This window comes from Armatimonas sp. (genome assembly GCF_031410135.1).
Classification (GTDB): domain Bacteria; phylum Armatimonadota; class Armatimonadia; order Armatimonadales; family Armatimonadaceae; genus Armatimonas.
Map to the genome: position 1 here is coordinate 1 of NZ_JANNYP010000813.1, position 13,023 is coordinate 13,023.

The 13,023-nt window shown below is 56.7% G+C and carries 10 protein-coding genes; 7 read left to right on the forward strand and 3 right to left on the reverse strand.

What is annotated here, in order from left to right; genetic code table 11:
* Positions 1–141 precede the first annotated feature (141 nt).
* Positions 142–363, forward strand: coding sequence for a group I intron-associated PD-(D/E)XK endonuclease (locus tag RMO15_RS33505; RefSeq protein ID WP_369016181.1), 222 nt, complete (start codon positions 142–144; stop codon positions 361–363).
* A gap of 89 nt (positions 364–452) precedes the next feature.
* Here the strand turns inward: RMO15_RS33505 and tpiA are convergent, their stop codons facing one another.
* Positions 453–1,247, reverse strand: coding sequence for a triose-phosphate isomerase (tpiA, locus tag RMO15_RS29685; protein WP_309721680.1), 795 nt, complete (start codon positions 1,245–1,247; stop codon positions 453–455).
* A 97-nt stretch (positions 1,248–1,344) separates the two neighbouring features.
* Between tpiA and RMO15_RS29690 the strand changes: the two genes are divergently transcribed.
* A complete protein-coding gene (locus tag RMO15_RS29690) occupies positions 1,345–2,211 on the forward strand; it encodes an alpha/beta fold hydrolase (protein ID WP_309721683.1) in 867 nt (288 codons plus the stop codon).
* Here the strand turns inward: RMO15_RS29690 and RMO15_RS29695 are convergent.
* Both RMO15_RS29695 and RMO15_RS29700 read right to left on the reverse strand, forming a co-directional pair.
* Positions 2,208–2,564 (reverse strand): ATP-dependent Clp protease adaptor ClpS, encoded by a 357-nt coding sequence (locus RMO15_RS29695; protein ID WP_309721686.1) that lies wholly within the window; start codon positions 2,562–2,564, stop codon positions 2,208–2,210. The genes RMO15_RS29690 and RMO15_RS29695 overlap by 4 nt on opposite strands.
* Positions 2,565–2,583: 19 nt before the next feature.
* On the reverse strand, positions 2,584–3,231 hold the full coding sequence (locus RMO15_RS29700) for a hypothetical protein (protein ID WP_309721689.1): 648 nt from the start codon (positions 3,229–3,231) through the stop codon (positions 2,584–2,586).
* Positions 3,232–3,414: 183 nt separating this feature from the next.
* Here RMO15_RS29700 and RMO15_RS29705 point away from each other — a divergent pair, with 183 nt between their 5' ends.
* The 5 genes from RMO15_RS29705 to RMO15_RS29725 all read left to right on the forward strand — a co-directional run bounded on the left by RMO15_RS29705 (position 3,415) and on the right by RMO15_RS29725 (position 12,881).
* Positions 3,415–3,807 (forward strand): transposase, encoded by a 393-nt coding sequence (locus tag RMO15_RS29705; RefSeq protein WP_309721693.1) that lies wholly within the window; start codon positions 3,415–3,417, stop codon positions 3,805–3,807.
* Between the two features lie 132 nt (positions 3,808–3,939).
* A complete protein-coding gene (lipA, locus tag RMO15_RS29710; protein WP_309721696.1) occupies positions 3,940–4,920 on the forward strand; it encodes a lipoyl synthase in 981 nt (326 codons plus the stop codon).
* 12 nt (positions 4,921–4,932) lie between these two features.
* Positions 4,933–10,302, forward strand: a complete 5,370-nt coding sequence (locus tag RMO15_RS29715) for a translocation/assembly module TamB domain-containing protein (protein ID WP_309721699.1) — start codon at positions 4,933–4,935, stop codon at positions 10,300–10,302.
* Positions 10,303–10,341: 39 nt separating this feature from the next.
* Positions 10,342–10,983, forward strand: coding sequence for a sigma-70 family RNA polymerase sigma factor (locus RMO15_RS29720; RefSeq protein WP_309721702.1), 642 nt, complete (start codon positions 10,342–10,344; stop codon positions 10,981–10,983).
* 14 nt (positions 10,984–10,997) lie between these two features.
* Positions 10,998–12,881 (forward strand): BamA/TamA family outer membrane protein, encoded by a 1,884-nt coding sequence (locus RMO15_RS29725; RefSeq protein WP_309721705.1) that lies wholly within the window; start codon positions 10,998–11,000, stop codon positions 12,879–12,881.
* Positions 12,882–13,023: the final 142 nt, after the last annotated feature.

Here is a 13,023-nt window from a genome sequence, read left to right on the forward strand (position 1 = left end):
TGTGCAGGCATGACATCGGCATCGCGCACTACCGCTGCCATTGCTTCCGAACTTGATGCAGTCCGGGCTTTGGCAGTGTGGGCAAGTAATTACAATCATGGACGCATTATACAAACAACGTGATAAAATCCATAGCCACAAATCAATTTCAGATCGTCCTATTCCGATAAAAATGGCGTACACAGTGTTACTTCTGATAAATCAGAAGTAGATCTTTATTGTATTTATTGTCCAGACACTAATAATTGCTATTATATAAATCCTGTTCAATTTTCAAAATCAGTAAATTTAAGAATTCAACCTTCAAAAAATCAACAATCTGAAGGAATTCACTTAGCTTCAAATTTCAGAAAAATCCAATAAACTGAGCTGCAGGTTCGAAACCTGCCGGGTGTACTCCCAAATAAAAAAAGCCGGGAAATCCCGGCTTTTTTTGCGTCTTATGTGACTTGCTACGCAGCGTTGATAATCGCAGCGAAGTCGGCGGCTTTGAGAGCCGCGCCACCGATCAGGCCACCATCAATGTGAGGCTGGCTCAGTAGCTCAGCCGCATTGTCGGGCTTCATCGAGCCACCGTACTGAACCCGAACCGCCTCGGCGACTTCGGCACCATAGAGGGAGTGGACGGTCTTACGGACAATGCCACAGACCCGGTTGGCCTCGGCAGCATCACAGACTTTCCCCGTTCCAATGGCCCAGACAGGCTCGTAGGCGAAGACAAGCTTGGATGCCTGTTCGTTTGTCACTCCTGTTAGCGCACCGGCCACCTGAGAGGACACGACAAAATCAGTCTTGCCGCCCTCGCGCTCATCGAGGGTTTCACCAATGCAGATAATGGGCAGTAGGCCCGCCGCAAGTGTCGCTTTTACCTTGAGATTGACTGTTGCATCGTTCTCACCATAGTGCTTGAGTGTCTCCTCAGGCTCGGGTACCCCAAAGCGTCCCCGCGTCTCCGAGTGGCCTAGGATCACATAGCCCACGCCTGCATCTTTGAGCATCTCCGCTGAGATCTGGCTGGTGTAGGCCCCTGTCGTTTTCCAGAAACCGTCTTGTGCTCCCATTGCAACCGCGGAGCCCTGAAGTACTGTTCGCACCGTGTGTAAGACTGTGTAGGGTGGACAGACCACCACAGTGACCCCACTCTTTCCCTCAACCGCTGCGACCACTTCTTGTGCCAGTGCTGACGCTTCTGCCGCAGTCCCCTTGTTCATCTTCCAATTACCCGCAATTATTGGGGTTCGTGCCATTATCTCTCCTCAAAAAAGCGGACGTTTCCGCTCCATAAAGTCTATCATACCCAGAATTAGCCAGGAACTATACTCTAAAGGAAACCGTATGTTTTTTGTGCGACGATTGTTCCCTTTCCTTTTAGGCAGTGCCGCTCTGGCGCTTCCTACAGCGCTTGCCTGGTTTTTCCTGCATCCTCCCCGTCGCCGTCATGGAAAAACCCCAAAAACGGCTCTCGGGCTAGGGTACGAGCGCGTTCACTTCACCACCGAGGACAGCATTCGCCTCTCCGCATGGCTCGTGCCTCACCCCGAGCCCCAGGGGCTTATCTTGCTCTCCCATGGCTACACGGGCTGCCGGGAGACGATGCTTCCCTACGTGAAATTTTTACATGCGGCGGGCTACACCGTGCTCCTCCACGACTTCCGAGCACACGGCTGGAGCGGAGGGCAACGAGCCACTCTGGGTCTTGAGGAGCCCCGTGATCTTCAAGCGGCAATCCGCTGGGTGGAGAAGCAAGAATTGCTGGCAGAGCTTCCGTTGTTTCTCATGGGCGAGAGCATGGGAGCCTCCGTGTCTCTTTTAGTCGCGGCCCTGGAACCGCGTGTCCGTGCCGTGGTGGCGGATTGTGGCTTTGCCCGCATGGACGGCCCCATTCGGCAGCGCTTAGAGACACTCTTCGGAGCGAATTTTGCCCGTGCTCTTACGCCCGCGACACAAACCATGGGAGAGCGTTTTCTAGGTTCCCCAACCGCAAGAATTGCGCCTGAAGAAGCAATCGCAAGAATCGCCCCCCGCCCCGTTTTGCTGATTCACGGGACGAAAGATGCCCTCGTCACCCCGGATCACGCCCATCGGCTACAAGCCGCGTCGGGGGGGACAGCCCAGCTCTGGCTGGTCGAGGGAGCACGGCACACCGAGAGCGTCTACACCTCGCCACACTACGCAGAGCGAGTCGTCGCGTTTTTAAAAGAGGCGTGTTAGGCGCGGTCGGTTTCTACTTGGAGACGGATGCTGGCGATGATCTTGGCGACTCGTTCGCACTCTTCCTGGGAGCCGGAGAAGCAAATGGCGCGGCCTTCCAGGTGCACCCGAAGTGCGATCTGGAAACCAGCCTCAACCGTGCAACCAGTGGCTTTCTGCAGAATCCCAATCACATCGTCAAACGAGTGCCAGTCATCATTGTAGAGAATCACGACCCAGGGGCCGGTGATCTCGACACCCTCGCGGATATCGCTGAGGTCATCCAAGCCAGGCATATCGAGGTGGCTCGGAACAAAATCTGGGGGAAGAGTAGGGGCTTCCTCTAGGTCGGGGCGTTCAATCGTTGTCGGCATAGTGTTACGGGTGATTTTATCATATGGGAGCCGCGCGGGAAATCAGCCCAGGCGTCTCTGAGGCGACAATCAGGTAAAGCATCGCAAAGATTTCGGGGAGCTTTTGGGAAGAATCCAGATCGAGATTTGCGATCCCCACGCGCTGCCCCAGCTGCATCAGTCGCCGCGCTAAGCCCGCATCGGTTTCGTAGGCCATGATCCAGCGATTCTCCAGAAACCTCTCCGCGACTCCCGCTAGCTCTGGCAGCGACTCCCGCTCCAGCAATAAGGCGGTCTGGGGCGCAATCTCGGGCAGACAGAGTGTGAGTCTCTGAAAAAGATCGGCGGCGTGGGTGGGGTCGGAGCGCAGCAGATACGCATCCATCACCAGCTCCACCGCGACATGGGCAAAGAAAAAGGTGCGCTTGAGGGGGACAGGCGCAAAAAGCGCCTTGGCTTCGTTGCAGAGTGCCACAAAGACCGGGTCCGTGTGAAAGCGCTGGTCGGCGGCCAAGTGCAGACGCGCCCCGTCTGCAAGTGGCCCTGTCTTTCCCTCAACATGGCGCTTCTTGAGTGAGCCCTCCTGTGAGATCCCCAGCCAGTCCGGCACGAGATTTCCGGCGTAGAACAGCGGCGGCTCATCGGTAGCAATCTGGCGGGCAAGCGCATGGTGCGAGAGAAAGTTCACGGGGCATTGTACCGTTTGGCCGGAACCGTCATTTAACCGGAACCACGAGGGTTCCGGCTTAAGAGGGCGACGGGCACCTTCGTGCCCAATAGCTCATTCTAGGAGCAAAAAATAATGCGTGCGATTTATCAGATTCGGGCAGGCCCAACCGTTCTCATGTTGGAGAGAGAAAAAATGGCCAATGTGCATAATGAAGTTTACTTGCATCTTGTGTGGGCAACCTGGGATCGTCTTCCTACTCTAACACAGGAGCGGCGTGAGATTGTCTTCCGAGAGATCGTGCGCAAAGCGACAGAGCGGCGCTGTGCTGTGGTCATTGTCAATGGAGTTGCCAACCATGTTCATGTACTGTTGCATCTAGCAACAAGCACTTCTATCGCCGATCTGGTGCACGACCTCAAAGGTGCCTCAGCCTGGGAGGCTAATCAAGGGGAGTTGCAAGGGTTTCGCTGGCAAGGAGGTTATGGTGTCTTTCCAGTGGCCCCTTCTGCCCTTAAAAGAGTAGCCGACTATATCGAGAACCAAGAACTTCACCACCAGCAGCAAACCACACACCCACTTCTAGAACTCCCCTAAAACGAAACACCGTACCTGGCTGCGAAGGCAGCCGTCGCCCTCTCAAGCCGGAACCCTCGTGGTTCCGGATACCTCATGGTTCCACCTAGTGCCATTGCAGAGCCGTGCCTCTGCGCGATAGACTCTAAGGCTGTGAGCGAAGAAATTACCGTCGAGACCGAGCTGGTCACTCTCCAGCCCAAAATCCACCGCCGCATCCCCGAGTGGCTGACCATAAAAGTCCCCCGTGCCAAGGACATTGGTAAGGTAGAGGGGCTCATGCGCTCGTCGCGCCTGGTGACCGTCTGTGAGGAGGCACGCTGCCCGAATCTCGGCGAGTGCTGGAGCAAGGGCACCGCGACTTTCATGATCATGGGCGACACTTGCACACGATCCTGCCGCTTCTGCTCCATCAAGACAGGCCGGGGTGAGCCGCTCGATCCCCAGGAGCCGCAGCGCCTCGCGGAAGCTGCCAAAGAGCTGAACTTAAAACACGTGGTCGTGACGTCGGTGAACCGTGATGAGATTCTCGATGGCGGCGCGTCCCACTTTGCCGCGGTGATTGCCGCGCTCCGAGAAGCGCTTCCCGAGACCAGTATTGAAGTTCTCACGCCGGATTTCCGGGGACGAAAATTCGCCATTCAGGCGGTCTGTGATGCCCATCCCGATGTCTTTAACCACAACACCGAGACCGTGCCGCGCCTCTACAGAACCGTCCGGCCCCAGGCCAAGTACGAGCGATCTCTGGACTTTCTACGCACCGTTAAAGAGCTGGCCCCGACGATCTACACAAAATCAGGGATCATGCTCGGGCTGGGAGAGACCGAAGAAGAGATCATGCAGGTTCTCTCGGATTGGAAAGATGCAGGCGTAGATGCCGTGACTCTGGGGCAGTACCTCAAGCCCGGCAAGGGTTATTTAGACGTGGTCGAGTATGTTCACCCCACGCGTTTTGAGCACTACAAAAAAGTCGCTGAAGACATGGGTTTTCTCTATGTGGCCTCCGGGCCGTTCGTGCGCTCGTCGTACAACGCCATTGACTTTCGCCAGAAGTATCTCGAAGGCGGCATGCCTCCTCCACGCCCGGCAACACCCGGTGTGCGCCGCCTGACACAACCTCTGGCGGTGATCTGAGAAAAGGCTCCTGTGAGACGCGTCGGTGCCGCCGCCAATGGGCTCCTTGCCGTCGCGGTTGCAGTCGCCCCTCCGCTCGCGTTTGGACGCTGGAGCTGGTCGCAGGTTCAGAGACGCGTAGACGAGCAGCTTGCGACTAGCAAACCCCTGATCGAGCAAGAAGCCTCGGCGGCTCTGGAGCGCCCAGTGCGAATCGGTAAGCTCACCCCGGAGCTCAGTATAGCCACCCTCCAAGCGGCTCTTCAGCGCGAGGTGATTACTGTTGCAGCGGAAGATGTCGAGCTGGGCTGCCGCCCCGAGGAAAGACGCTGGGCGGGCCAGGACTGGCTCCTGCGTGTGCCACGAGTCAGCGCACGCCTCTCTCCTGCTGCACTCCAAGCCGGAACTTTCAGTGAAAATGGTCTCCGTGAGGTGACGGTCGAGCGGCCCGAGGTGGTCGTTTTCCGCACCCCTGAGGGCAAGCTAAGTGTCGAGAGCTTTCTTCCTAAGCCAAAGACACCGCCCGACTTAACACAGCCCGCATTCCAGACCTTCGTGAAACTTCGTGGGGCTCAGCTAAGATTCCGCGACTTTGCCAGCCTCCGTGCCCCCGGAAAGCTAGAAGAGAATCGCCTTGAGGGCCTAGATGCGACAGCAGACCTCATGGGCTCGCGTACGGTTCGGTTTATCGCAAAGTGCTTTCCTGCGGGTCTGACCAAGAGCCGCCTCGCGGGGCCGCTGGAGCTGGACGGAACCGTGCGGCGCGGCGAGCCAGGCCCACGTGACGATAGTCCACAGGCAGATCAGCCCTTGCTCAGCCTGCATGCGACGGCTCGTAATGCCGATCTTCCCTACTGGCTCACATACGCGGTCAAGCCCCGCCCGGAAGCCACTCTCACACGCGGGCGCGCAACCGCCCAAATCGCGCTGGTGCTCCGGGATGCCAAAGATATCCATCCGCTCATCCGTGCGGAGGCTCAGTTTTCGGGCGTGGATGTCTTACTCCAGCAGCCCACCAAGACGGCCATTACTGATCTCACCGGGCAGGCTACCTACGATGGTAATGCCCTGGCCACTGCACTCCAAGGAAAAGCGCTTGGGGAGAGTTTTACGGTCAATGGCACTCTCAGCGCACTAGAGAGCCAGAGCCCACAGATCGCCGCGACGGTCACCATGCCTCGTGTGCCGATAGCCTCGGGGATGAAGCTCTTTCCTCAGCTCAAACTCCCCAAAGAGCTGCGCCTTGGGCCATTTTCCACCCTAGAGGGAGCCACACTTACGGGAACGCTACAAAACCCCAGCGCCGTGGCCCGTGTCTCAGGGATCACGGCAAGCTGGCAGGGCTTGCCAACCGTGACGGCTTCGGCGAGCCTGAGCTACTCTCAGGACACGGTCGCGGCGAGCGCGATCACGGCACGCCTGGCAGGAGGCGGAACCCTCACGGGCCTGGGAAGCTACGCTCTTAAGAGCCGCTCAGGGACGTTTGAGGCCCACCTACGAGGCGCGGAGCTTGCTCGTGTTGGACTTCTTAAGGAGCTAAAAACACCGCCTTCGGGCCAGCTCTCTGCGGATCTGCGAGGCACTATTCTAAAAGAGACACTGAGCGCATCGGGACTGGCTCAGGCCACAAAGCTCAACCTTGCCGGACTTAGCTTCCCCAATGCCAGCGCCCAGCTCTCCCTCAGTGGGAAGCGCTTGCAGATCCTCGATGGGATGCTTTCTGGGGAGAGCGGGACGGTTCGTGTTGCTGGATCCGGTGAGCTGGGCGGGGCTCTTGCGCTGGATGCGCACCTAGTCGGGGCAGATCTCGGCAAGCTTACCGCCGCCTTTGGCCTCCCCGGTGTCGGAGGAACACTCTCGGCCTCAGTACAGCTCACGGGCACCGAAAAAGCTCCCCTACTTCAGCTGCGCGATATCACGGTTCTCCAGCCCCGCTATCGCTTCGACAACCATGTTCTCGTCGCGGATGCTGCCCATGCGGAGCGTGCCAGCCTACGCCTCCTGTCTACCGGCCAAGTTCGCATTGAGCTTGACCCCATGGAGCCGCTACGTGTAGCCCACTCCCCCGCTGTGGCGCTTCTCTACGGAACCATCACGGGGACTAAGGATAGTGCCCAGCTTAATCTCACCGCGACAGCAGAAAATGTCGAGGTGGATGAGATCCTGGCACAGTTCAGTGACGAGCCAGGGCGATATGCTCCTCCCACTCTCCAAAAACAGCCCGGCTATCGCAAGCTTCTCGACGAGCTGGAATGGAGCGGTGTTCCCAAGCCCCCGGTGAGTGGTTTTGTGCGTACGGCCAAGGCCACGATCACGGGAGATGCAAAAGACCCACAGATCTCCGGGGAGGCAACTCTGGGCCGCTTATTGGTGACGGATTTCCCCATCGAAGGCGGAACCCTAGCTTTCAGTCAAGAAGCGGGCAACCTCCGTGTCCACTCCATACAGCTTGCCACGGCGACCGGAACCCTGACGGGGGAAGCACAGCTCGATGCAGACAAAAAACTCTCGGGGATGTTAGTCGCTAATAGTGTTGATCTGGAAGCCCTCTCCTCACTCAGTGGCTTGGTTGAAAAACAGCTTGGGATCACAGGAGCCGTCTCCGCCACACTGCGTCTTGCGGGCACCCAAGAGCGCCCTCTGCTGACCGCGCATCTTACGGAAGTTCGCCCGATCGAGGTGGCTGGTCTCCCTCTGACCGAGCTCAATATTGGCGATATCCAGCTTAACCCCGAGATAGTGGAAGATGCCCCGCTACGAGGCACCATTACCCTGCCTCAAGCAGCTCTGAAGCTGGGAGCAGGAGCAGCAACGCTCGCTCTCAGCGAGGTTCGCTACGATCTGGAGTCGCAGCAGCTTTCCGCCAGCATCGCAGTAACCGAGGCCAAGTTCCAGAAAATCGTGGAGGTGCTACGCCACGCCCATCTCGAAGATACCCAAGAGGGCCGCGACTTTCTCAGCTCGCTCTATAACATCCCCACGACCATCAATACGACAGCAAACCTCACGGGTACTCTCTCAGCTCGGATCACCCCTGATGGGCCTAGAGACCGTCGTGCGAGCCTGCGCCTCACCACTAGTGATTTAAGAGTTCAGCCCGAGGGAAGCAAGACCGCCGTCACGGGCCAGCTCACCGCCCGAGCTACCCTTACCGACGAGCGCCTCAGCCTGGACTCCGCCACGTTGAGCTTGGCAGATGCAAAGGGCGAGGAGCCCATGATCTTGCGCTTGCTCCCTCGCCCCGACCGTGACCCTAAGACCGGTGAGATGGTCACGGCCAAGAGCTGGTTGCGCCTGCCGTACAGCAAAGACGAGCCCTTGGAGTACCATCTCACGCTAGATACCAATGCGATCCCACTGGATCTCGTCAAGGCACTTATGCCCAAGGCGATTCCTGTGCCCATTCAAGGGAAAGCCTCCGCGACTCTCTCGGCGGATGGCACGCCGACTACTCCTCGTATCACCGCCTCGTTTTTTGGAGATAACCTCCTGCTGGGTGAGACAACGGGCAGCACGGATACGTTCAATGCCCCCCCGCTGACCCTAGATCAGTTCCGGTTCCAGGTAGAGCTCGTCGGCCTCAACAAGACAGAGTGGAGTATTGCCCTCTCCGATGGTCGTATCGCCCACAACAAAGAAGTCCTAACGTTTTCGGGAACGCTGCCCTACGACCCGATCAATAGCCGCATCGCGGCCAACCGTCCAATCAACCTTCAGACCGCCATTGACGATGGTACGGGTATCACTTTGGAGACACTCGCGCAGTACTTCAAAACCAACTCTACCAAGCTAGCAGGGACGATCCGGGGGGGCATCCAGGTCACGGGGAGCCTCAATGAGCCCCGTTTGGGAGGAAAGCTAATTCTGAGTGACTCTTCGATACGCTTTCCCAACCCTAACAAGCCAACAAACCGTGAGGTCATCAACCCAATTCAGCATCTGGATATCGTCGCGGAGTTTGCAGGCAAAGAGATTCGCTTTCCTCGTGCAGAGCTGGCTCTCACAAGTATCCCTCCTGCCCCAAAACAAGAGCGTGGTAAGCCTGTCGTGCTAGAAGAGCTGACTAAGGTCGCCAGTGCTGGGAAACTCACACTTGAGCCCGGTTCCGTTATTCGACTGGAGAACCTAGAGGACTTTACTCGCCTCTTTGTGCGCAAGGATGAGATTGAGGGCACCCCCAAGCTACGGGGCGAGTTCGATCTCAAAGCACGCTTTACGGACTTCCAGCTTGATGCCGACAATGCCACCGCCCTCCTCATGAGCCAGAGCATTACCCAGAAAATCGGGGGCGGGCTTGAAGAGGCACTCAAGGGCAAGGTCAACGGTCAGCTCACCATCAAAGGACCGCTTTTGACGCCCACGATTGCCACCACAGCAACCGGAAAACTACGTCTGGAAGATCTCGTCTTCCGCACGCCCAAGCGTCAGCTCCCCGAGACCGCCGAGAACCAGGCACTGGCCTTTAACCCGCGTTTTGTCATCGCACTAGAGACAACCACCGATGCCCGACTTGTCAACCCCGATCGTCTGTCGGGCTTTGAGTTTAAAGGCAACGGAGGGGTGACTATCTCAGGCGATCTGGCGGCACCGAAGATCGAGGGCCTTCTTGTTCCGACGGGGGGCTACTACCAGTACCCCCTCTCGCGCTTTACAGTTCAGCGGGGCGGGGAGATTCGCCTAACCTACGCCAAGCGCTTCGAGGCGGGTCAAGATGCACTCCAGCTCGACATTCGCATGCAAGATGTGGTGGCAGAAGGCAAAGTTCTGGTAAGTGCCTCTTCGGTGAAGTCCTCGCAGAGCTCTCCCACACTCTTTGACCCTAACCGAGCTAGCAACCAAATTCCCGATAGCCTCGTCGGGAAACGCATTACGGTCACGGCACGATTCAATGGTCTCATTAGAATGGGAGATTCCACACGAGACTCTAGCCGCACGCAGACAAATCCCATTCGACTCTCTTCTGACACGGAGCTGAGTGAGTTTGCCCTTCTCTCTCTCCTGGTTCCCTACCAGATGCTCACCCAGTTCGTCGGCAATAACTCCCAACAGGCTCTTAAAGACAGCTTTAATATGTTACAAAGCGGCCTGACGGGAACGATCTTCACCCCGTTTACCGACCAAGTTAGCAAGTTCTTCGGGTTGGATAACTTCTCCGTGGACTACAGTATTGGCGGGCTGGCGAACTTCTATCTGATCCGTCGCCTCCCAGAGCCTTTTGATAAAGTCACCCTGGAAGTGCGGCGCTCGCTGCAAACGCGCACGGGTGGGGTGCTCCTACCCCAGTTCTACAGCCTGAACTATGAGATCGGCCAGCTCCGTCGTGGGAGCCGCCTTCAGCTGGGTGCGTCCACGAATGAACAGCGTGACAACCAGCTCTTCCTTAGAGGAACTCTGCGCTATTGAGCCCGCAGAAAAACCAGCTCAGGCAAAACCCTGAAACGTTTGTCAGGCACAACTGTCTACCGAGGTGGCATTGTGGGTAGTACAGAAGGGCATTCAACCAGCGTAGATGATCGTGGCCTTAGCTTCGATCAGATCCGGGACAAGTATCAGCTTCGCATCTACAACCTGATTTTACGTATGATCGGCCCGGAGAACCCGGAGGATGCGGAAGATCTTACGGTGGAGACCTTTACCAATGCCTGGAAAGCATGGAGTAAGTTTCGCCGTGATGCGCAGGTCTACACCTGGCTCTACCAGATCGCCTGTAATCTGTGCAAGAACTGGTACAAACAGCGCGGTCGCCAGCGTGAGCGCGAAGGCTACTCTCTGGATGAGACACGTGAGAGTGACTCAGGAGAGCTCTCTCGGGAGATCGCCGACTGGCGCAGTGCCCCTGAGAAGCTACTTCTGGAGACAGAGTTTGGGCAGAAGATAAAAGAGGCGGTGGAGGCACTCCCTCCCGAGTACCGTGAGGTGCTCATCTTAGACCTCTGGGAAGACCTGCCCTACGAGGAGATTGCGACAATTTTAGGGCTGTCGGTGCCTGCGGTAAAGACCCGCTTACACCGTGCCCGCAATAAGGTACGTCAGCGACTTGAGCCCTACTACCGGGGATGGCTCGGTCGCCAAGGACAGAGTTAGGAGTTTTTTTCGTCATGTGGTTCAAACTAGGGATGAGTGTCGCCGCACTCAGTGTGGCTGTCGTAGCACTTGCACAAGAAAACCGCCCTATCGCGGAAATTCAGATTCTCGGCAGAGAGAAAACGAATGAGACGGTTCCCACTCTTGCACTTAATCCTATCTTTAAAGTGGGTTCGCCGTTTAAATTTAAGGGTCTTGACGATGCCAAAAAGGCGCTGTTAGAGACAGGTCTCTACTCCACCGTCACTGCCCGCTTTGAGGAGCTCCCCGATAGCCGTATCCGCCTTATCTTCACCGTCACCGAAAATCCGGTAATTGATGTCATCACGTTCACGGGCAATAAAGTTCTCTCGAACGACAAGCTCCTAGCCCTGATGCAGACCAAGCCGGGCAATGTCCTGAACCAAAAGCTTCTCTCGAAAGATGTTCTTGCGATTCCGCGGCTCTACCAGGAGAAAGGCTACCGTGCGCTTGTTGTCATTGACGAAGTCTCACTAGATCCCAAGACGCATACCCTCACGATTCCGATCATGGAGACTGTCGTCGAGGCGATTGACTTTCAGGGAGTGACCAAGACCAAAAGATATGTTCTGGCACGTGAGCTTCGCACGAGGATCGGGCAGCCCTACAACGACGCCTTGCTGCAAGAGGACCTCTCGCGGCTGATGCGGCTGAATATCTTTCTCGATGCAGTGACGAATGCCGAGCCCGGAAGCGACCTCGATAAGACCAAGGTGACGATCGCAGTTCAGGAGCAGCGCACCGGGCAGGTCGGGGTCTCTGTGGGCTACTCGGCCCGCCAGCGCCTGATCGGCACCGTGAGCCTCAATGAGCAGAACTTTCAGGGCAAGGGACAGGGACTCGATCTCCAGTGGTCTGTGGCAGGAGGGATCTCACGCAACTCCTACGAGCTAGGCTTCACCGAGCCCTGGGTCGACAAGCAGAACACCACGATGAGCGTTAACCTCTACGACCGCTTCGCGTTCCGCTTCAACCGCATTCTTTCGTCTAACTTTACGAACGATCAGTCAAATAATCAGTACTTTGAAGAGCGCAAGGGAACAGGCTTTAACCTCTCGCGGCCTCTGACCAAAGACCGTTTTACCCGTGCCTTCGCCGGAATTCGTGCGGAAGGGGTACAGGCCAACAACCTTCAGCAGAACTATGATGCGCTCAATGACGAGGATATTAGGAACCTGCGTGGCTCTCTGGTGCAGAACGGGCGTATCTCCGCGCTTAGCTTTGGGATGATTTCCAACCCCACCGATAATGCCCAAGACCCAAGTCGTGGCTACTTTCTCTCCCCCACCATCGAGCTAGGAAGCTCGCGGTTTAACTACGAAAAGCCGAGGTTGAACCCGAACTTTGGTACCACAGGCGAGCCTCGTCTGCTGATTGATAACCGTAGTCAAAACGGTGCTTTTGCCAAGTACACGCTCGATGTCCGAAACTATCTCTCGCTAAATGGCCGTCGTACCCCCAATAATCTACGCGAGGGCAAGCGTGTGCTGGCCTCGCGGCTCTTAGCGGGAGTTGCCACGGGAAATATCGCTTTCTCAGAGCAATTTTTCATGGGTGGCCCGGACAACTTACGTGGTTTCTTCGACGACCGCTTCTGGGGAAATAAGATGCTTTTGCTCTCTAATGAAATACGCATTCCCTTTGATAAACAAAACCAGCTTGGTGGTGTATTCTTCGTGGATATCGGTCACGCGTGGGGTGCGGCAGACATTAACCAGGAAAATATCGCCGGATTTGAGCAACAAAAGGGCTTCCGTCCACGCACCAGTTTTGGAGTAGGGATTCGTGTTAAGACACCAGTTGGCCCGGTTCGCCTCGACTATGGCTTTGGCGATGGTGCAGGACGTAGCCACTTCTCTATTGGGCAAGCCTTCTAAAATTACCGATTCAAGAAAGAGAAACTTTTTCCGATGATCTCGCTCCAATACCGCATGCGTACCGTGCGTTTTCTAGCGCCTCTTGCTCTCTCCCTACTTGGGGGAGTGGCTCTTCCTCTCGTCACCCCCACACCAGTTCATG